Source organism: Serratia sp. SSNIH1 (assembly GCF_002935055.1).
Lineage (GTDB): Bacteria > Pseudomonadota > Gammaproteobacteria > Enterobacterales > Enterobacteriaceae > Serratia > Serratia nevei.
On the sequence record NZ_CP026383.1, the window covers coordinates 1,868,738 to 1,888,684 of the forward strand.

Sequence of the window (19,947 nt, forward strand, 5' to 3'; positions counted from 1 at the left end):
GTGCTGGCAATCAGCCAAGCGCGGTTATGCAATCGGTGTAACAGAATCGTAATAAAAGGGCGCCGCCGGCGCCGTCAACGATCCAAATCGATGGCGAAATGTTGCCACAGCGCGGCGCGGCGTTCCTCTTCCGAATGCAACGTCGTTTCGTGGCGCTGGTGATCTTCGGTTACGATCAGCTTCATGTCGCTGAGGGTCACCCGGCCGTGGTCCGTTGGCCGTGAACACACCAGGCGCTGGGTGAAATGCGACTGCGGCGAGGTGCTGTGGAAGCGGCACATCTCGTCGAACTCATGCAACTCGCGCGGTTGAACCGTAAAGCGATACAGGGTTTTGGCATGCGAGCGTTGGTCGCCGTTGCGGCGCTCCAGCAGGTAATACTCGCCTTCCTGTTCCAGGTGGAAGGTGCCGCTGGCCTGCGGTTGCGGCTCGGCGACGACGATCTTTAGCGGCGTCAGGAAGGAATCGCCGAAACCGACGTCCACCAGCCATGCTTGGTCTTCCAGATCCACCCGCAGCGCCAGATGGTCGTAGGGCGGGCCGAAATGGCCGTCGCGCGCGCGGATCTCGCCGGAGATGAAGCTCACCCTGAAACCGATCTCGCGCAGCAGCAGAGCAAACAGCGTGTTCAGCTCATAACAGAAACCGCCGCGGTTGCGCTCGACCACCTTGCTAAACAGCGCCTCCGGCGCCAGCCGGATGCCCTGATGATAAATAATGCTCAGGTTCTCGAACGGGACGCTCAGCATGTGGCGATGGTGCAGCTGTTGCAACGTGGGGAGGTCAGGGCGGGCGGCGCCGGTAAAGCCGATATGCTGCAGGTAGCGTTGGGTATCCACAGGGTGTCTCGCATGAGAAAAAGTAGGCATAAAATAGCGGGCTTTGCGGCGTTTGTGAGCGCATTACGTGCTGCTCTGTTGCTGCTGCCGCAAACTGTCACTGGTCGGCGCTAGCCTGTTCCCCTGAGTTCAACGTTGCAGGAGAACGGCTATGCAAGATTTCAAACATCGGGTGGCGCTGGTGACCGGCGCTTCCACCGGCATCGGCGAAGCGATCGCCGCCGAGCTGTTTCGGCGCGGGGCCACGGTGGTGATGACCGGCCGCCACGCCGCGCCTCTCGCCGCAGCCGCCGCGCGGCTCGATCCCGAGGGCCGACGGGTGATGACGTTGCGGATGGACGTGCGCGATGCGCCGTCGGTGCAGCAGGGCATTGAAGAGACGGTGCGGCGCTGCGGCGCGCTGCATCTGTTGGTCAACAACGCCGGGATCACCGGCCCGCACGAGGTGAACATCGATCGGTATGCGGTCGAAGACTGGCAAGAGGTGATCGCCACCTGCCTGAGCGGCACGTTTTTCGGCATGAAGTACGGCCTGCCGGCGATCGTCGCCGGCGGCGGCGGGGCGGTAGTGAACCTCTCTTCCGCCAACGGCGTGGTGGGCATTGCCGGGATTGCGTCTTATACCGCCGCCAAGCATGGCGTGCTGGGCCTGACGCGCTCGGCGGCGCTGGAGTTCGCCACGCGCGGGGTGCGCATCAACGCCGTCGGGCCGGGCTATGTGGATACGCCGGCGATGGGGGCGCTGCCGGCGCCGGTGCGGGCGCAGATGGCCGCTTCGCACCCGATGGGGAGAATGGCGACGCGGGAAGAGGTGGCGAAAACGGTGGTTTTCCTGCTCTCGGACGACAGCAGTTTCACCACCGGCGCGTTTTACAGCATCGACGGCGGTTATACCGCGCGTTAATGGAAAACAGGCCCCTTGCGGGGCCTGTGCGGTTACCAGGATTTATGTGGGTTGCGTGAGACGATGTCGATCTTTTGACACAGCAGTTGGGTCAGGTCCACCGAGGTGGGCTGAGCGGCGCTGCCGGTAAAGTTTTTCAGCACGATGGCGATACGGGCGTAATTGACGTAGCCCTCAGGCAGCGGCAAATACTCGGCGACGTCGAGTGCGGTAATGCGATCCGAGGTCATCGTTGCCGAAGTGGTCGGCGTTACCGTACCGGTACGGCCCCACTGGCAGGCTTTTTCCAGCACGGTGGTGACGCCGGCATCGCCGTTCAGGACATACTTGCCTTGGTAGGTGCCGATGATGACATCAAGGCTGCTCTGACCTTTCAGGTTGGCCAGCGTGGCGCGCCACAGCACCAGATCGTTTTTCGCGATCGGGAAGTAGATCTCGACGCGTTTGTCCGCCGTCGTTGCCGTTTTGGTGGTGGCGGTCAGCACGCCGTTTTGCAGCGTTACCGCCAGATCGGCGGTCGCCGTTTGCGAGAGACGTGCGCCGCCGAAGGCGTAGACGTTATTCAACGCCAGCGCGCCGCTTTCTTTCCAGCTCGGCTCCGGCAGATGGTTGACGCCATCACCCAGATAGAGCAGGCGCCACATGTTGACGTAGCCGGGTGCGACGATCTTTTTCATCTCGATGTGGTTGTTGGACCAGCCTTTTTTAATGTCGGCGTTCACCAGATCGAAACCGTCGATATAACATTTTCCGCTCAGATCGCTGGACTTATCGAAGAAGAAATACTCGACGTATTGGTAGGGCACGCTGCTGCCGGCATCGGTGTTGTTGGTCATCACGCTGTGCCATTGGCTGTCTTTGATTTTTACCGTACCGCCGTTGTTGCTGGTAAAGACCGGCCGGTAGTTGCGGCAATTGGCGTTACCCCATTCGAAGTGGCAATTTTTAAAGTCCAGCGTGCCGCCTTTAAGGTCGAACAAGCCATAGTCGGTATTGGCCAACTGTTCGGTTTCATTGCTAAAGCCGCTGTAGTCGAACGAACAATCGCGGAAGGCCAGGGCGTGCACCCCCTGATAATAGTTTCTGCTGTCGCCGAACAGGCATTTGTAGAAGACGATTTTTTCGCCGGCGTTGGCGGTGGTTTCAGACCAGATCGGCCAGAAACAGCCGCGCACCATGATGCTGTGCCAGCTCTGGATATAGGCGTTATTGCCGAAGACGATGCCTTTGTACAGGTTGGTTAGCCAGACGTTTTGCACCAGCAGCTGACAGGCCGGCAAGCCGTGCATGTTAGAGGCATCGCTGTAGACGCACAGGCCGCGCAGGTTAGCCGCCGCGCCAGGGGCACCCACGATGCGCAGGTTATAAATCGCCGGCGCTCCCAGCGAATATTGCACGCGTACGCACTCGATGTTGGTGGCGCCGCTGAAGTCCAGAATGGTGCCCTTAAAATCGACGGCGTTTTTCCACAGCTTTAGGTTGGCAGTGGTTTTACAAGGGCGAACGCCGCCGGGGCCAACCAGGGTAATCCCCGCCGGGGTAGTTGGGATAGGCAACTGCCACCACTCTTCGCCTTTGACCTGCAAGAAGTTGCACGCGCGGGTAATGGTCAGCGAGTAATCCAGCTCATCGCCCGGCAGGTGCCACCAATCGATGCTGTAATCGCCGTCATTGATGATGCGCTTCCAGCGGCGGTTTTGCGCATCGACGATCAGGGTAACGCCGTTGTCCTGGCTGGTGGTATCCGCATCGTCTCGGGTAAATACGCCGTGATGGTAGCGGTTTTCGAGCATCACCGCGGTTTCGCTACCGGCATAGCTGCGCAGGTTGGCGTAATCATTTAATGAAATCATGGAATAGCCCTCGTTTTGGACAATAAGAGGCCGATGCAATATGGCGATTGCAGGGGCGGCGGCATAGGGAAATGGCATTGTGGCCGAAGGGCGAATCGGTTCGCGGTCCCGGTCGGCAGAGATAAATTAACAGGCTGAGGTGAGAGGCTTAAGCGTTCAGGGTTGTGCCTGACGCCAGCAAACATCGCCGCCGGGGTTCAGGTTTGGTCTGTAGATGCGAGGGTTTGCAACCAGGCCAGAAACGCCGCTGCGCCGGGTTTTTCCAGCGTGCGCGGTGGGTAAACTACGTAGTAGGGTTTGCTGAGCGGCAGCGCCGGTTCGGCCAGGGTGACCAGCTGGCCTTCCGCCAGTTCACGGGCGATCAGCCGCCGCTGGCCGAGCAGCACCCCGCGCCCTTGCACGGCGGCGTCGATAGCCAACGAAGTCAGGTTATAGGTCAGCCCGCGCCGCGCCGGCGGTGACCGATCGGCGGCGGTGAACCACTCGTGCCAGCCCGGCAGAAACTGGCTCTCCTTGCCCCAATCGACATGGATCAGCGGCAGCTGCGTCCAGTCGCCGCGATCGCGCAGCGCCGGGCTGCACACCGGCTGCACCCGATCCTGAAACAGTTGCATCTTTTCCAGCAGCGGATAGTCCTGATCGCCGAAGCACAGGGCGAAGTCTGCCGCCGAATGGGCGAAATCGACCGCCGCATGGGTGGCGTGCAGCCGCAGATCGCCGTCGGGGCACTGCGCCAGCCAGTCGCCCAGCGCCGGGTTCAGCCACTTGGAGGCTAACGCCGGCAGGGCGAACACCGTCAGCGCCTGTTTGCCGCGCTGGCGCTCGACGTGCTGCTGCGCCACGCGCAGCGTTTCGAACGCCTCCTGCACGTAGGCCAGGTAGTCCGCGCCCTGTTCGGTCAGCGTGACGCCGCTTTTGGCGCGGATGAACAGCGTGATCCCCAGGTGTTGCTCCAGCTGGCGGATCTGCTGGCTGACGGCGGCGGCGGTCAGCGCCAGCGTATCCGCCGCGCGGGCCAGGCTGCCGGTGCGGGCGGCGGTTTCGAACGCCAGAATGGCGCTCAGCTTGGGCAAGCGCGCGCGGGACGGTGAGTGCATGGGCAGGGCTATCGCTAAGAATTGGTTAGCTTATCCATAACGTATTTTTGTTATGGCGGCAATGCGCCATTCGCTACAGTGAGAGGCATCCGGCTATCGCACACGAGGGGAACGTCATGCCGCAACTTGCCGATATTATCGATCTGTCCGCCCATCCCATCGACGACGCCGAGTTCCGCGCCCGTTGCCGGCAAACGCTGGAGCGCAGCGGTGCGTTAGTACTGCCGGGATTTCTGCGCGCCGCCGCGCTGGCGACGGTGCGGTTGGAAGGCGCCGAACAGCACCACGCGGCGTTTTATGCCACCAGCAAACACAACGTGTATCTGCGGCCGCAGGACGACGCGCTGCCGGCCGATCACGCGCGCAACCGGCTGGTGGTGTCGTCCAAAGGCTGCATTACCGACGAAGATATTCCGCCGCAGTCGCCGCTGCGTGCGCTGTACGATGCTCCGGCGTTTCGTGCGTTCCTCTGCGCGGTGCTGGATGAGGCGCAGCTGTATCCCTACGCCGATCGGCTGTCGTCGATCAACCTGCATTACGCCCACACCGGCCAGGAGCTGGGCTGGCACTTCGACAATTCGTCGTTCGCCATCACTCTGCTGATCCAGAAACCGGCGGCGGGCGGGCGTTTCGAGTACGTGGAGAACCTGCGCGACGCCGATCGCGGCGAGATGAACTATGCCGGGGTCACGCAGGTGCTGGACGGGGAGCGGGTGGCCAAACGGCTGGCGATGGAGGAGGGGGATTTGGTGCTGTTTCGCGGGCGCAACGCCATGCACCGGGTGACGCCGACCGAAGGCGACATCACGCGCATGCTGGTGGTGCTGGCCTACAATGCGCAGCCGGACGTGATGCTGTCTGAAAGCGCCAGAATGACGTTCTACGGCCGGTTATAGCGGATAAAAAAACCGCCCCGGAGGGCGGTTTGTCGAATCAGTGCGGGTTTTGTTCTTCGTGAGCCTGCTGTTCCAATTTCACTTCCTGCGCGCGCTTGCGCAGGCCGAACCAGCCCAGCGTCAGCAGCACCGCCAGCACCGGGATGGTGGCGATGGTCCAGGTGCCGTTCGGGTAGTCGAACGCCATCATCACCACCACGATCAGCAGGAACGCCAGCGTCAGCCAGGAGGTGAACGGCGCGCCCGGCATTCTGAACGAGACCGGCTGCGCGCGGCCTTCGTGCACGGCTTTGCGCAGGCGCATCTGGCAAACGATGATAAATGCCCAGGAGGCGATGATGCCGAGCGAAGCGATGTTCAACACGATCTCGAATACCTGCGACGGCACCAGATAGTTGAGCACCACGCCGATCACGTAGATGCCGCAGGTGACCAGGATGCCGGCGTAAGGCACCTGCTGGCTGCTCATTTTGGCCATCAGCTTCGGCGCGGAGCCGCCCATCGCCAGCGAGCGCAGGATGCGGCCGGTAGAGTAGAGGCCAGAGTTGAGGCTGGACAGCGCGGCGGTCAACACCACGATGTTCATGATGGTGCCGATATAAGGCACGCCCAGCTTGCTGAAGAAGGTGACGAACGGGCTTTGGCCGGCCTGATAGGCGTTCCACGGCAGCAGCAGCACCAACAGCACCACGGAGCCGACGTAGAACAGGCCGATACGCCAGATCACGCTGTTGATCGCTTTGGGCATCATTTTGGCCGGATCTTTACACTCGCCGGCGGCGGTGCCGATAAGCTCGATGCCGGCGAAGGCGAAGATCACCCCTTGCACCAGCACCAGCGCCGGCAGCAGGCCGTGCGGGAACATGCCGCCGTTTTCGGTGATCAGGTGCATGCCGGTGGTGTGGCCGGCGACCGGGGTGCCGGTGCCGAGGAACACCACGCCGACAATCAGGAACAGCGCGATGGCGGCGACCTTGATCAGCGCGAACCAGAATTCCATTTCGGCGAACCATTTCACGCCGATCATGTTCATGGTGGCGACGATGCCGAGCGCGCCGAGGGCGAACAGCCACTGCGGCACGTCGGCGAAGGTACCCCAGTAGTGCATGTACAGCGCTACCGCGGTGATGTCGACGATGCCGGTCATCGCCCAGTTGAGGAAATACATCCAGCCGGCGACGTAAGAGGCTTTCTCACCGAGAAATTCGCGGGCATAAGAAACGAAGCTGCCGCTGGAAGGGCGATGCAGCACCAGTTCGCCCAGCGCGCGCAGGATGAAGAAAGAGAAGATCCCGCACACCAGATAGACCAGCGCCAGCGCCGGCCCGGCCAGTTCGAGGCGGCCGCCGGTACCGAGGAACAAGCCGGTGCCGATCGAACCGCCGATGGCGATCATTTGGATCTGCCGGTTACCCATGCTTTTGTGATAACCGGATTCATGGGAGTCTAGCCAGCGTCGTCTGGCGGCGTGTTTATCGTCCGCCGACTTTTTTTGTGAGTGCATTATCCGTCCTGTTTACCTGTCTATGATGAACTCCGCCCTGAGCGGCAGGGCAAACGATTGCCATCAGCAATCGTAATGAGAATGAGGTCGTAGCATCATTCCGCTGTTTATTGTGTATACAGCTGCCGTTAAATAACGGCGTGGCATGCTACCGTTTCCCGATAAATGTGGCAAAAAAACCTGTGCGCAAAGCGTGAGCAATTGTGTGTATTTTTTAAGCTGAAAACAAAAGCGCATATTATTCAGTAAGATGAGTCTCATTATCAACACGGAAATATCGAACGATAAAAGTGATTGAAATCACAGAATAATAATTACCGTGCAAACTAAAGGGATTTGAAGGTTATTTCGCGTCGGGGTAAAGGCGGGCGGAAAATAAAGCGATGGCGCCTGCGCGGCGATGGGCGTGCGCAGGCGAATGGGACGAGGGGGTTTTTAGGCGGATTCACCGGCCGGCAGAGCCGAAGCCGGCAGGCCGAACAGCTTGTCGAACGCCCAGTTAAACAGGAAGGTGTAGCAAGGAATGATGACGATCAGCGCCATGTCCAGCAGCAGCGCCTGCCACAGCGTGATGCCCATCCACCAGGCGATCAGCGGGATCAGATACACTACCAGCGTCAGCTGAAAGCCCACTGCGTGCAAAATGCGGCGCTTGAGGGTGCGGGTGCGCGACGCCTGGCGGCTTTCCCACCACTCGAACAGGTAGTTGTAAATGAAGTTCCAGCTGACCGCGAGGGTGGTGATCACCACCGCCAGCGGCCCGGTGCTGCTCGGCGCGTGGCCCGACAGCAGCGCCAGCCCCAGCGCCGAGATCGTCATGCCGATAAGTTCATAAGCGGTGACATACACCAGTTTGCGTTTGACGCCTTGCATTGTTTTCTCCCGATCTGTTTTTAGTTGCCTCTGTGGCGGCGGCGGCTAAGATAGCGTCAATCACATTGATAGAAAAAGTCAGGAGCTGTCAGTTTTACTGACAGGTTAAACGATGAACTTTTCCAGCGACAATATCGAACTGTTTCTGGCGGTGCTCGATCGCGGTTCGTTTTCCGCCGCCGCCCGCGCGCTGCGGCGCGTACCGTCCGCCGTCAGCATGGGTATCGCCAACATGGAGGCGGAACTCGGTTTCGCATTGTTCGATCGCTCGCACCGCGAACCGACGCCGACCGCGCTGGCGTTGGCCCTGGCGCCGCACGCCCGCCTGATCGCCGGGCAGCTCAAGCAGCTGCAGGTGCACGCCATCGAACTTTCACAGGGGCTGGAAAGCACGCTTTCGATCGGCGTGGCGTCTGACATCAACGGCGCCGGCCTGCTGGTGGCGGTGAAAACGCTGTCGCAACGTTATCCGCTGCTGAACATCGAAGTGCTCAGCGCGCCGCAGGACGACGTGCTGCATATGCTGCATCAGGGGCGCATTGGCGTCTGCCTCGCGTTCGGCGGGCTGAACATCAACAGTGCGGAGCAGTTCCACTCCGTCGGCGCGGAGTCGCTGGTGGCGATGGTGTCGCCGCAGCATCCGGCGCTGGAGGGCGCGGCGGGCGAGCTGTTTCTCGAGGATCTGATCAACGTGCGGCAGATCATGGTGGCCAGCCGCGATCTGCCGATCGGCGATCTGCGCCCGCAGGTGGCGGAGGCCTACTGGCGCACCGACAGCCTGCCGATGGCGCTGAACATGGTGGAAGCGGGCCTGGGGTGGGGCAATTTCCCGCTGTCGCTGGCCGAGCCGCTGCTGGCGCAGGGGCGGCTGATGCGGCTGAAATTCAAAAACACCAAGAACGAGCTGCGCTTGCCGATGCATCTGATCTGGCTGAAGAGCCGCCCGCTGGACAAGGCGGCGCGCGAGCTGGTCGAGCTGATGCGCGCGGCGCCGCAGGAAAGCTGACGCCAGGCGCGCTGGCTTATTCCGCGTGGCGTTTGCGCCACCAGAAGCGCACCAGCAGGATGGCGGCGATCGCCAGCGCAACAAACAGCAGGCTGGAGAGTTTTTTATTGAAGCCGGTAAAGAAGCTTTCGATCGCCTGGCCGCCAAAATAGCCGAGCATGACGAAGATCGTCGCCCAGAGAATGGCGCCGAGGATGTTGAGCGGCACAAAGCGCGACGGCGGCAGCCGGCTGGCGCCGATCAGCACCGGGCCGATGATGCGGAAGCCGTACATAAAGCGCACCCCGATAACGAACAGCATCGGGTGGCGGGCGATCAGCCTTCTGGCGCGCGCGATGCGCTTTTCCTGCCCTTTGAGCCGCGAGATGACCCGGCCTTCGAACCGGCGGCCGATGAAGTACAGCAGCTGATCCCCCAGCGTGCCGCCGAGCGCCACCACGGCTATCACCCACGGCCAGTGCAGCAGCCCTTCGTGGGCGGCGATGCCGCCCAGCAGCGTGATGGTTTCTCCCTCAGCCAGGCAGCCGATAAACAACGCCCAGTAGCCGTAGTCCGTAATGTAGTGGGCCAAATCGGTCATTCCTTACTCCTTATGTGACTGACGCATAAGGGCAAGTATACGCGCGATCGCTAGCTTTGGGCGATCTGGGCCACCAAGGCTCTGCGCCGCGCCAGACTTTCCGCCATTTGTGCCTGCACCTTGGCGTAAATGTGCGGCGGGGCCAGTTCCGGTGTGCCGCCCGTGAACGGCGGAGCCGGGGCGTACTCCAGATAGAGTTGGATCGTTTGGGCGGTGTCTTCGCCGTGCAGTTCGGCGATCAGCGCCAGCGCAAAGTCGATGCCGGCGGTGACGCCGCCGCCGCTGATCACGTTGCCGTCGCGCTCTACGCGTGCAGCGCTGGGTATGGCGCCGAACAGCTTCAGGCTGTCGCGCATCGACCAGTGGCAGGCGGCGCGTTTGCCCGGCAGCAAGCCGGCGGCGGCCAGGATCAGCGAACCGGTGCACACCGAGGTCAGGTAGCGGGCATCGGCGCCCAGCCGCCGGATTTGCCGCATGAACGCTTCATCCTGCAGCGCCTGGGTGCAGCCGCTGCCGCCCGGCACGCACAGCACGTCGCAGCGCGCGATCTCCGGCAGCGGGCGCAGCTGGGTGAAGTGCAGGCCTTCCGATTCGACATCCGCGCCGTCTACCGAAGCGACGATGATTTCCGCGCCCGGCATGTGGCGCAGAAACTGCAGTGGGCCGGTGAAGTCGAGCTGGGTGACGCCTTGATAGATGGGAAATACAATCACGAGTGGTTCAGACATGACATTCGCCTCATTTTTATCGTTGGACCTGGGCCATAATAGCCGCCCTGTTTTTGGCTGATATGACAGATAACCCTCAAAAAGCGCCATCATGAAAACGATCGGTTTTGTGGTTTTTCCCGGTTTCAACCTGCTGGACTTTGCCGGCCCGCTGGCGGCGTTCGATAACGTCAGCCAATTTACCGACCCGCCGGCCTACCGCTGCGTGGCGATCTCGCCGCAGGGCGGGATGGTCGCCAGCTCGGCCGGGGTGGAGATCGCCACGCAGCCGTGCGGCGACGAGCGTTTCGATACGCTGGTGGTGGCCGGCGGCAGCGGCAACGTGATGGCGGCGCAGTCGCCGGCGCTGGTGGCGTTTCTGACGAGCCACAGCCGGCGAGCGCGGCGCATCGCCAGCGTGTGCACCGGCGCGTTTATTCTGGCGGCCTGCGGTTTGCTGGACGGCAAGCGCGCCACCACCCACTGGTATCATGCGGCGCGGCTGCAGCAGAGTTATCCGCGCATCCGCGTCGACAGCAACCGTATCTTCATTCGCGACGGCGATATCTGGACCTCGGCCGGCATCAGCGCCGGTATCGATCTGGCGCTGGCGTTGATAGAAGACGACCTTGGCGCCACGATGGCGGCGGGCGTGGCGCGGCAGCTGGTGGTCTACCACCGGCGCCCCGGCGGGCAGTCGCAGTACTCGCTGCTGCTGGCGTTGAACCCGTCGTCGGATCGCATGCGCGCCGCGCTGTCGTTCGCGCGCGAGCACTTGCACCTGCCGCTGTCGGTGGCGGATCTGGCCGACGCCGCCTGCCTGAGCGAGCGCCAGTTCGGTCGGCTGTTCCGCGCCGAAACCGGGCAGACGCCGGCCAAGGTGATCGAACAGCTGCGGGTGGAGGCGGCCAGGGGGCGCATCGAAGAGAGCACCGAGCCGCTGGAGGCGATCGCCCGTTCGGTGGGATTCAGCGATCCGGAGCGCATGAGGCGGGCGTTTATCCGGGTATTTGGCCTGTCGCCGCAGGCGATCCGCCGGCTCGGCCGCGCGGGGTAACTTTTTTGCCACGCCTGGCGGCGGGGCACACCAGAGGAGCAACGGATGTATCAGGATTTCGAGAGCGAATTGAACTGGGCGATGCGCCATATGCCGCGCACCCGGGCGGCGGTGGCGGCGTTGCCGGACCTGCACGGGGTGCGGCTGGCGTGCAATATGCACCTGGATCTGAAAATGGCGCCGCTGGTAGCCGGTTTGCTGGACAAGGGCGCGGCGATCTTTCTGACCACCTGCAATCCCACCACGGTGCAGAACGACGTGGTGGCCTGGCTGGAACGACGGGGCGCGCAGGCTTACGCCTGGCGTGACATGAGCGCCGGCGAGTGGTCGGAATCTTTCGACCGCGCGTTGGCCTGGCAGCCGACTCACCTGTGCGAAATGGGGGCGGATTTGACCACCCGCTTGCACCAATCGCCGAACGGCCCGCAGATCGTCGCCGGGCTGGAAGCCACCGGATCGGGCATCAGCCGTTTGAACGGCGTGGCGCCGCGCTACCCGATCTTCAACTGGGACGATCTGCCGGTGAAAGAGGGGCTGCACAATCGGCATATGGTTGGGCTGACCGCCTGGCACACCTTCTTCCAGACCACCCATCTGACGCTGCACGAAAAGCGCGTGCTGGTGATCGGCTACGGCCTGGTCGGGCAGGGGACGGCGGCGGCGGCCAGGGCTTACGGCGGCCAGGTGATGGTGGCGGAAATCGATCCGGCGCGTGCGCTGCAGGCGCGTTATGACGGCTGGCAGGTGGTGGATCTGGCGAGCGCCGTCGCGCAGGCGGACGTGATCGCTACCGCGACCGGCGCGAAAAACGTGCTCTCGGCGCAGCATCTGCAACAGGCGCAGGACGGCGTGTTTATCCTCAACGTCGGCCACGTGGCGGAAGAGATCGACGTCGGCTTCCTCAAGGGCCTGTCGCACCACGAGCCGATGCCTTATGTGAACGCTTACCAACTCAATGAGAAGACGGTCTATTTGCTGGCCAACGGTTCGATGTTCAACCTGACCGCCGGCTACGGTGACAGCCTCAATGCCTTCGACGTGACGCTGGCGGTGATGGCGGCCGGCATCGGCCATATCGTCGGCGCGGGGGCGCGGCAAACGCCGGGGTTGTACCTGCTGCCGCAGTCGGCCTGGCAGCCGGCGCTGTAACTTTTTCTACGCGGGCGTTCATCCCAGAGCGCCCGCGGGCTGCGTCGTTTTTCGGCCGACAGAATTTGTCACAAATCCGCCCTATAATCCCAGTGCCAAGCGCCGAACCCTCACATATAATTCGCTGAGTTCAAGCCCCCATTTCAGAGTAATGCCTGTGAAAATACGTGTTTTGGTTCTGACCCTGCTCGCTTTGCAGGCGGGCGCAGGCTTTGCGCCGCGTGCGCTGGCCAGCGACAACGCCGCCGCCCTGCACGCCACCCAGCCGGAGCTGGCCTCCGGCAGTGCGATGGTCGTCGATATGCAAACCCATAAGGTGATGTACGCGCGCAACCCGGATGAGGTGGTGCCGATCGCCTCGATCACCAAGTTGATGACCGCCATGGTCACGCTGGACGCGCACCTGCCGCTCGACGAGATGCTGGCGGTGGATATCCACCAGACGCCGGAGATGAAAGGGGTGTATTCGCGGGTGCGGCTGAACAGCGAAATCAGCCGCAAGGATATGTTGCTGCTGGCGCTGATGTCGTCGGAAAACCGCGCCGCCGCCAGCCTGGCGCACCACTATCCGGGGGGCTACAACGCCTTCATCAAAGCGATGAACGCCAAGGCCAAGGCGCTGGGCATGACCAATACCCATTATGTGGAACCGACCGGGCTCTCTATCCATAACGTGTCGACGGCGCGCGATCTGACCAAGCTGTTGATCGCCACCAAGCAATACCCGTTGATTGGCCAGCTCAGCACCACCACCGAGCGCATGGCCAGCTTCAAAGATCCGAACTATACGCTGCCGTTCCGCAATACCAACCATCTGGTGTATAACCCGAAATGGAACATCCAGCTGACCAAGACCGGCTTCACCAACCAGGCGGGCCACTGCCTGGCGATGCGTACGGTGATCGGTAACCGCTCGGTGTCGCTGGTGGTGCTGGACGCCTTCGGCAAATATACCCACTTCGCCGATGCCAACCGGCTGCGCAGCTGGATTGAAACCGGCAAGGTGACGCCGATCCCGGCCGCCGCCCGTGACTATCGTCGGCAAAAAGACGCCAGCCTGGCGAAAAACGCCACCGAATGACCCGCCTGGCGGCCTGCTCGTTTGCAGCAGGCCGCTATCGGCCCTCGGGCCGCCTGATGACAAATCCCCGCTCGCGATCGCCGTCGAAACCCGCTTTGAGGTAAAGCTGGTGCGCGCCGGTGCGTTGCTGCCCCGACAGCAGCATCACCTTGTAACAGCCCTTGCGCCAGGCCAGCTGCAGCGCGTATTCGATCATCGCGAGCGCCACGCCGTGGCCGCGATAGGGCTCTGCCGTCACCACGTGTTCGATGACGCCGAACGGCTGTGCCTGGTGCGCCAGCCCCGGGATCAGCGCCAGCATGCAGGTGGCGATCGGCTGTTCCTCGTCCGCCGCCACCACCAGACGGATCGCCGGATCGTCCAGCAGGCGCTGCAGGGTGCGGCGTGCGTCGTCGGTGCGCAGCGGCGCATCCTGTGGGCGCAGCTCGCGATACAGAGCCAACAGGCCGTTGAGATCGTCCGGCTGCGCCAGGCGATGAATGATGCTCATGGTTGCTCCTTTCCGCCGCTTCAACGGTAATCCGCTATCCTCCATTAATACTACAACGATTGCCGGAGAGGATGTTATGAGTCAGGTTTCGACCTTTGTCATGTTCCAGGGGGAGGCGCAGCAGGCGATCGACCTCTACAGCCAGGTGTTTGCGCGCTTTCGTCTCATGCAGGTGCAGCATTACGACCCGACGCCGGACGGCCGGCGATTGATCAAGCATGCCGCCATCGATTTCGACCGGCAGAACCTGGTGTTTATCGACAGCCCGATCAGCCATGATTTCAGCTTCACCCCGGCGGTGTCGCTGTTCATCAACCTGCCTAACGAAGAGGCGCTGGAGCAGGCTTTCCACCGCCTGGCGGAAGGCGGCAAGGTGCTGATGCCGCTCGACGACTACGGCTTCAGCGCCCGCTTCGGCTGGCTCAACGATCGCTTTGGGCTCTCCTGGCAGCTCAATGTGCCGGCGGGGGATCTGCCCTGAGGCTAAGGGGGAGCGCGCAAAAGGCATGGCAGTTCCTGCTGTTGTTTCATATGCTTATCGCCGGGGCAGCGGCTCTGCCGTGGGGAATTCCGACAACATCATGGAAAGGTGCGAATTGATTGATTTTGACCGCTATGTTGAGCAAGCGAAGTCTTACGGTGAGTGGCCGGGGGCACAGGTGGGCACGTCGTCCGGCCGCATTGAGGGATTGAGCTACCGTCTGTATCGGCAAACTGTCGAGAGTGAAGACGTGATCGTGGTTTATCACGGCGGCGGGGTTAACAGCGCCGCCGGGTATGACATTCTTGCGCGCCAGCTGGCCGCCGAGCCAACGCTCGCGGTGTGCCTGGTCGATATTCGCGGGCATGGCGATTCCACGGGAGAGCGGGGGACGGTTGAGCGGCCTGAGCGTATTTGGCGCGATGTCGATGTCATCCTGGCGGAAATGCGCCTGCGTTTTCCGTTGGCGCGCAGGCACCTGCTTGGCCATTCCAGCGGTGCCGGGATGTTGCTCAACTACCTGACCCGTTATCCTTGCGAACAGCAGGTGGACAGCCTGACCCTGCTGGCGCCCGAGCTGGGGCCATTTTCCGGGATGGCCCGCGATCTGCCGGCGGCGGCCCGTTTTGCCCAGGTGCGGCAATGGCCTTTTGTGGCCAATGCGCTCAGCGGCGGGCGGTGGTTTGGGCAATCTCGGGCGGTCAGCCTGAATTTTCCCCCGGCCGTGCTGGCCGCCGCCCCCGATGTTGTCTGCCAATACAGCGTTAATATGGCTAACGCCTTGACACCACGTACCCCGGCAAAGCAACTGGCGGCGCTGCGATTGCCGACCTTGCTGCTGGCGGCGGCGCAGGATGAGTTGTTCAGCGCGCAATCCTTGCAGCGTTTCGTCGAACAGCATGGCAGCGTGCATGTTGCCTTTGGCTTGCTTGAGGGCAGTACGCATTTATCGTGCGTCTTTGAGGCCCACGATCATGTTCTGCGCTACCTCTCGCGCGTATTCGCTGGTGCGTCTGATAGAGACGTAACTGCGTAGCTGTTTGTTTTTTAATCACTTCTTCTCCGCCATTAACTGGACGGAGGAGTGGTGATTAAGATCACGAAATTAGTTAATAAATCTTTATGAATTTGATTGCAAAGTGTTAACATCCTGCCGCTTTCATTAGGCTTGCTAATGATATTCTTATTGTCAAGGAATGCTCAGGATGGATTACCAAAACGTCTTTCAATTGACGGATCAGGAACGAAACGAGTTATTTTCGGCATTAGATAAAATTGCTTACGATCCCGCCGGCGGTGATGCGTATATTCACGCTATACGATCGGCCATGATTACCCATTTGCCCCACAGATTAAGCGCCGCATTAAGCCAGCAAAAGGCGTCAATCAAACCACGGCCTTATCTTATTTAAAAAAATGTGCCGGTGGATAAAGAAGTTTTCTTTTCCCCTTGTCCGAACCAATACACGCCTTCGGCCAAATCCGGGAATATCAGTGAAAACCTGTTGGTGGGTATTTCTTCGTTAATCGGCGAGCCCTATTCGATGTATTTCGAGGGGAAGGAGCTGATTAATAATCTGATCCCCAAACGCGAAGCCAAAAAAGAGTATACCGGTCTGGGGTTCGATGTTGAACTGGACTTCCATATTGAAAATGCGGCGCTGAAACACCTGGAGCAGTTCAACGTCTCGCCGATGGGCCTGCTGCTGGCCGGCGTGCGCCGCGATCCGCACAGCCCGATGACGCGCATCTCCGATTCGCGTCTGGCGATCGCTCAGCTGAGCCGCGAGGACGTCGAAACGCTCGCCAGCCCGCTGTACAGCATCAAACTGCCTTACCGTTGGCGCCAATCCACGCAGGCCGGGCGGGAAGAAACCGCGCTGGTGCCGCTGATTTCGCAAAATCACGTATTGCCGGATGTGAGCGCCGTCTTCTATCCCGGCATGATTGCGGCCAGCACGCCGCGAGCGGAAGCCGCGCTGGAGCGTTTCTACGGGCTGGTGAAAGAAAACGCCATCGGTATCGATATTTGCCCAGGCGATTTGGTGTATATCGATAACCGCTTTGCGCTGCATTCGCGCGATAAATTCACGCCTTCTTTCGATGAAAGAGATACGCCGTTGCGCTGGGTGCAACGCGTCTTCATTTCGGCAAGCTTATGGAATCACCGCAACCTCAATCAGGTTGAAGAGCGCATTTTCTCGATTTAAGGTTATTATTCATGCTGAACGTTTTTCTTTCTATATTGCCGATTTTTTTGTTAATCGTGCTGGGCTATTTGTCAAAACTCTATGTTAAAGATGTCGCCGTATTTTGGGGCTTCTCAGACAAATTCGTTTATTACCTTTTTTTTCCGGCACTGTTGATATTGGATATCAGTGAGGCGGATTTTAGCGGCGCTGACAGCTTTTATCCCGTAGTGGCGACGATTGTTTCCACGCTGGCCATCGCGTTGATTATTTTCGTTGGCAAACTGTTCTTCAATACGTCGGCCGATCTGTTTACCTCCATTTTTCAGGGCGGAGTCAGATACAACTCTTATGTATTCATCGCGCTGTCGCAATCGCTGTTTGGCAGCGAGGGGGTGGCGCTGTCCGGTTTCTTCGTGGCGTACATGATCATTCTGACCAACATCATGAGCGTGTTGGTGATGAACCACTACGGCACCGGCAGCAAGAAAAGCCTGAGCGGCGCGCTGCTGGCGCTGACGAAAAACCCGCTGATCATCGGCGCGTTGTTCGGGGTGCTGATGAACCTGTGCAACCTGCACATCACCGGCGCGCTTAAACAGCTGTTCGTTTATCTCTCCAACGCCGCCACGCCGCTGAGCCTGATGTCGGTCGGCGCAGGGTTGATCGTCAGCATGCATATCCGCAAGCTGGTTTCCATCTCTTATGCGACCGTGCTGAAGCTGGTGGCCATGCCGCTGATTACCATTGCGCTGGTGCACTATTTCGGCGCCACCGGCGTGCCGGCCAGCATCGCCATTCTCTACTCCGCCGTGCCTTGTGCCGGCAACGCCTATATTCTGGCGCGGCAAATGGGGGGCGATCATGAAGCGATGGCCTCCATTATCACCTGGACGACGCTGCTGTCGGTGATTACCGTGACGTTCATCCTGGGCAGCGTAGCGCTCTAACGCCGGCGCCGGGCGGCATTCGCCCGCCCGGCGTTTTCCGCGATCCTCCCATATCCTTTCATGACGCTTTACCGCTATGCTAAACATAGAATGGCCCGTGAATATGAAAAGGATGAATCATTTTGGCAGGAAGTAGCTTACTTACCCTCATCGACGACATCGCCTCGTTGTTGGACGACGTCTCGTTAATGAGCAAAATGGCGGCAAAAAAAACCGCCGGGGTGCTGGGGGACGATCTGGCGCTCAACGCGCAGCAGGTCACCGGCGTTAAAGCCGATCGCGAACTGCCGGTGGTGTGGAGCGTCGCCAAAGGTTCGTTGATCAACAAGGCGATCCTGGTGCCGCTGGCGCTGCTGATCAGCGCTTTTGCACCCTGGGCGATTACGCCGCTGCTGATGGTGGGCGGCGCCTACCTGTGTTACGAAGGGTTCGAAAAGGTGTTTCACAGTCTGAGCCACGGCAAGGCGGCGCAGGTGGAAAGATCGGACGGGCCCGGCACCAATGAGGACGCTGCGGCCTATGAGAAGCGCAAGGTGAAAGGCGCAATACGCACCGATTTCGTGCTCTCCGCCGAGATTATCGCCATCACGCTGGGCACCGTTGCCGGCGCCACCTTCAGCCAGCAGGTGATCGTCTTGTGCGGCATCGCCGTCGTGATGACGCTCGGTGTGTATGGCATCGTCGCCGGCATCGTCCGGCTGGACGATCTGGGGCTGTATCTGAGCCGCAAAAGCAGCGCGTTAGCGCGCTCCCTCGGCGGCGGCATCGTGCGTGCCGCGCCTTATTTGATGAAAACGCTGTCGATCGTCGGCACGGTCGCCATGTTTATGGTCGGCGGTGGCATCCTGACCCACGGTCTGCCGCCGGTGCATCACCTTTTCGAAGACTGGGCCTCGTACACCACGGTGGTGCCGACGTTTGGCCATATCTTGCAGGGGGTGGTTCCGGCTCTGCTGAACGTGGCGTTCGGGCTGGTGGCCGGCGGCGTGGTGCTGGCGGTGGTGTCGGCGCTGGGCGCGGTACGCGCGCGTTTCAAGGCATGATGAAAAATCTCGCCCCGAGAGGGGCGGGACGGTGCAGACGCTTTAAAATATCAGTTTGAGAACGCCGGTAATCGTCAACAAACCCACGATAAAGATGATGGCGACAATCCACAGAATAATTTTCATTTGATTCTCCCTTACCCGTTAAATGTGGTGCACAACTGGCGCTAACTCAATGAAATCACTCTTCACTATAGACGCTAACTTCCTATCGTGCGTCGCCATGCATTCAGGGATGCCGATTGTCGCCCGCGCCCAGCGCGCGCTGCATGATGTGGGTGTCGCGCCATTCCCCCAGTTTGAACCCCACTGCCTTTAACGTCCCGACGCTGGTAAAACCGAGCGACTGGTGCAGCGCCAGCGAACCGCGGTTGGCGGCGGAATCGCCGACGATCGCCAGCATCTGGCGCCAGGGGCCTTGCTCACAGCGGGCGATCAGCGCGCTCAGCAGAGCCTTGCCGACGCCTTTGCCCTGTTGCCCCTCGGCGATATACACCGAGTCCTCCACGGTAAAACGATAGGCCGGCCGGGGGCGATACGGCGTGGCATAGCAGTAGCCCACAATACGGCCTTCGCTTTTCGCCACCAGCCAGGGCAGCCCGGCTTCCCGCACCTTACCCAGCCGCAGCTGCATTTCCGCCAAGGTCGGCGGCTGTTCTTCAAAAGAGGCGGCACCGTACAGCACGTGGTGGGTGTAAATGCGCAGCACGGCGGCCATATCGTCCGGCGTGGCATCGAGGAGGCTGAGTACGGGAGCGGAGAGCGTCATGGTAATGCCTGTTTACCTTGGAAATCAGCGGATAAACGCCATTATGCGCGCCGCTCGCCGCCGGGGTAAATCGGGTTTTCTTATGGTGAGATAAGAAAACCCTATGGGGTTGTCAGCCGCACAATGCGGCGCTCTGTGCCAACTGCGGGTCCAACATGGCGAGCTGCTGCTCAATCACCGCCGGAAGCGCCGGCCCTGAACGCGCCAGAATTGCCCCGGCTTCCGCCAGTGAAATGCCCATCCGGCGCGCCAGTTCGCCGACTTTCAATAACCGATCTAGCGCCTCCCTTGTGCGTGACGGGATACTACAGCCTGACGCCACGTAAGGGACAAGAGCGGGAAGAAAAGATGACGTTTTAAAAATCGGTGGGCGCCAGAGAGGCAAAAGCCCAGCTGGATGGCTGGGCTTCGCAGGTCCCTGAAAGGGAGGGTATAGCATAAGGGCCTGTATCGGCTACGGCGACAATTTCACCTGATTT

Annotated in this window: 22 protein-coding genes; 12 read left to right on the top strand and 10 right to left on the bottom strand. The window is 60.8% G+C overall.

The window, feature by feature from the left end:
- Positions 1-74: 74 nt before the first annotated feature.
- A complete protein-coding gene (locus C3F38_RS08995; protein WP_038879863.1) occupies positions 75-839 on the bottom strand; it encodes an arylamine N-acetyltransferase in 765 nt (254 codons plus the stop codon).
- A 151-nt stretch (positions 840-990) separates the two neighbouring features.
- On the opposite strand from C3F38_RS08995, the gene C3F38_RS09000 reads away from it, so the two are divergent.
- A complete protein-coding gene (locus C3F38_RS09000) occupies positions 991-1,743 on the top strand; it encodes an SDR family NAD(P)-dependent oxidoreductase (protein ID WP_047728375.1) in 753 nt (250 codons plus the stop codon).
- A 32-nt stretch (positions 1,744-1,775) separates the two neighbouring features.
- On the opposite strand, the gene C3F38_RS09005 is transcribed toward C3F38_RS09000, so the two are convergent.
- Entirely contained in the window at positions 1,776-3,596 is a 1,821-nt protein-coding gene (locus C3F38_RS09005; protein ID WP_048232987.1) for a hypothetical protein, read from the bottom strand.
- A 197-nt stretch (positions 3,597-3,793) separates the two neighbouring features.
- Positions 3,794-4,693 carry a LysR substrate-binding domain-containing protein gene (locus C3F38_RS09010; RefSeq protein WP_047728371.1) on the bottom strand — a complete coding sequence of 300 codons (900 nt, stop codon included), beginning with the start codon at positions 4,691-4,693 and terminating at the stop codon, positions 3,794-3,796.
- Between the two features lie 116 nt (positions 4,694-4,809).
- On the opposite strand from C3F38_RS09010, the gene C3F38_RS09015 reads away from it, so the two are divergent.
- The gene (locus C3F38_RS09015; protein ID WP_048232990.1) at positions 4,810-5,589 is read left to right on the top strand and encodes a 2OG-Fe(II) oxygenase; all 780 of its coding nucleotides are present in this window, start codon (positions 4,810-4,812) and stop codon (positions 5,587-5,589) included.
- Positions 5,590-5,626: 37 nt separating this feature from the next.
- Here the strand turns inward: C3F38_RS09015 and ansP are convergent, their stop codons facing one another.
- Both ansP and C3F38_RS09025 read right to left on the bottom strand, forming a co-directional pair.
- Complete coding sequence (gene ansP, locus C3F38_RS09020; RefSeq protein WP_038879875.1) at positions 5,627-7,093, bottom strand: L-asparagine permease; 1,467 nt, start codon at positions 7,091-7,093, stop codon at positions 5,627-5,629.
- A gap of 435 nt (positions 7,094-7,528) precedes the next feature.
- Positions 7,529-7,966, bottom strand: a complete 438-nt coding sequence (locus C3F38_RS09025; RefSeq protein WP_047728368.1) for a PACE efflux transporter — start codon at positions 7,964-7,966, stop codon at positions 7,529-7,531.
- 112 nt (positions 7,967-8,078) lie between these two features.
- On the opposite strand from C3F38_RS09025, the gene C3F38_RS09030 reads away from it, so the two are divergent.
- Positions 8,079-8,972 carry a LysR family transcriptional regulator gene (locus C3F38_RS09030; RefSeq protein WP_038879882.1) on the top strand — a complete coding sequence of 298 codons (894 nt, stop codon included), beginning with the start codon at positions 8,079-8,081 and terminating at the stop codon, positions 8,970-8,972.
- 16 nt (positions 8,973-8,988) lie between these two features.
- Here the strand turns inward: C3F38_RS09030 and C3F38_RS09035 are convergent, their stop codons facing one another.
- Together C3F38_RS09035 and C3F38_RS09040 are read right to left on the bottom strand one after the other, a co-directional pair.
- Complete coding sequence (locus C3F38_RS09035; protein ID WP_047728364.1) at positions 8,989-9,552, bottom strand: DedA family protein; 564 nt, start codon at positions 9,550-9,552, stop codon at positions 8,989-8,991.
- A gap of 50 nt (positions 9,553-9,602) precedes the next feature.
- Positions 9,603-10,280 (bottom strand): DJ-1/PfpI family protein, encoded by a 678-nt coding sequence (locus tag C3F38_RS09040; protein WP_038879888.1) that lies wholly within the window; start codon positions 10,278-10,280, stop codon positions 9,603-9,605.
- 91 nt (positions 10,281-10,371) lie between these two features.
- Here C3F38_RS09040 and C3F38_RS09045 point away from each other — a divergent pair, with 91 nt between their 5' ends.
- From C3F38_RS09045 to pbpG, 3 genes are all read left to right on the top strand, one after another.
- Positions 10,372-11,316, top strand: a complete 945-nt coding sequence (locus tag C3F38_RS09045; protein ID WP_038879891.1) for a GlxA family transcriptional regulator — start codon at positions 10,372-10,374, stop codon at positions 11,314-11,316.
- A gap of 45 nt (positions 11,317-11,361) precedes the next feature.
- Positions 11,362-12,465: an adenosylhomocysteinase gene (locus C3F38_RS09050; RefSeq protein ID WP_055312097.1), complete on the top strand. Its 1,104-nt coding sequence runs from the start codon at positions 11,362-11,364 to the stop codon at positions 12,463-12,465.
- Positions 12,466-12,616: 151 nt separating this feature from the next.
- Positions 12,617-13,546, top strand: coding sequence for a D-alanyl-D-alanine endopeptidase (pbpG, locus tag C3F38_RS09055; protein ID WP_038879897.1), 930 nt, complete (start codon positions 12,617-12,619; stop codon positions 13,544-13,546).
- Positions 13,547-13,580: 34 nt separating this feature from the next.
- Here the strand turns inward: pbpG and C3F38_RS09060 are convergent, their stop codons facing one another.
- A complete protein-coding gene (locus C3F38_RS09060) occupies positions 13,581-14,036 on the bottom strand; it encodes a GNAT family N-acetyltransferase (RefSeq protein WP_033637538.1) in 456 nt (151 codons plus the stop codon).
- 76 nt (positions 14,037-14,112) lie between these two features.
- On the opposite strand from C3F38_RS09060, the gene C3F38_RS09065 reads away from it, so the two are divergent.
- The 6 genes from C3F38_RS09065 (at position 14,113) to C3F38_RS09085 (ending at position 18,699) form a co-directional block, all read left to right on the top strand.
- Entirely contained in the window at positions 14,113-14,517 is a 405-nt protein-coding gene (locus tag C3F38_RS09065) for a VOC family protein (RefSeq protein WP_047728359.1), read from the top strand.
- Between the two features lie 25 nt (positions 14,518-14,542).
- The gene (locus C3F38_RS09070; protein WP_233211689.1) at positions 14,543-15,553 is read left to right on the top strand and encodes an alpha/beta fold hydrolase; all 1,011 of its coding nucleotides are present in this window, start codon (positions 14,543-14,545) and stop codon (positions 15,551-15,553) included.
- 169 nt (positions 15,554-15,722) lie between these two features.
- A complete protein-coding gene (locus C3F38_RS26535) occupies positions 15,723-15,929 on the top strand; it encodes a hypothetical protein (protein WP_233211688.1) in 207 nt (68 codons plus the stop codon).
- Positions 15,930-15,941: 12 nt separating this feature from the next.
- A complete protein-coding gene (locus tag C3F38_RS09075) occupies positions 15,942-16,727 on the top strand; it encodes a TauD/TfdA family dioxygenase (protein ID WP_204275824.1) in 786 nt (261 codons plus the stop codon).
- Positions 16,728-16,738: 11 nt separating this feature from the next.
- On the top strand, positions 16,739-17,656 hold the full coding sequence (locus C3F38_RS09080; protein ID WP_025301959.1) for an AEC family transporter: 918 nt from the start codon (positions 16,739-16,741) through the stop codon (positions 17,654-17,656).
- A gap of 122 nt (positions 17,657-17,778) precedes the next feature.
- Positions 17,779-18,699: a DUF808 domain-containing protein gene (locus tag C3F38_RS09085; RefSeq protein WP_047728352.1), complete on the top strand. Its 921-nt coding sequence runs from the start codon at positions 17,779-17,781 to the stop codon at positions 18,697-18,699.
- A gap of 229 nt (positions 18,700-18,928) precedes the next feature.
- Here C3F38_RS09085 and C3F38_RS09090 read toward each other — a convergent pair whose 3' ends face one another.
- Together C3F38_RS09090 and C3F38_RS09095 are read right to left on the bottom strand one after the other, a co-directional pair.
- Complete coding sequence (locus C3F38_RS09090; RefSeq protein WP_047728350.1) at positions 18,929-19,468, bottom strand: GNAT family N-acetyltransferase; 540 nt, start codon at positions 19,466-19,468, stop codon at positions 18,929-18,931.
- Between the two features lie 112 nt (positions 19,469-19,580).
- Positions 19,581-19,736, bottom strand: coding sequence for a hypothetical protein (locus C3F38_RS09095; protein ID WP_233211687.1), 156 nt, complete (start codon positions 19,734-19,736; stop codon positions 19,581-19,583).
- Positions 19,737-19,947: the final 211 nt, after the last annotated feature.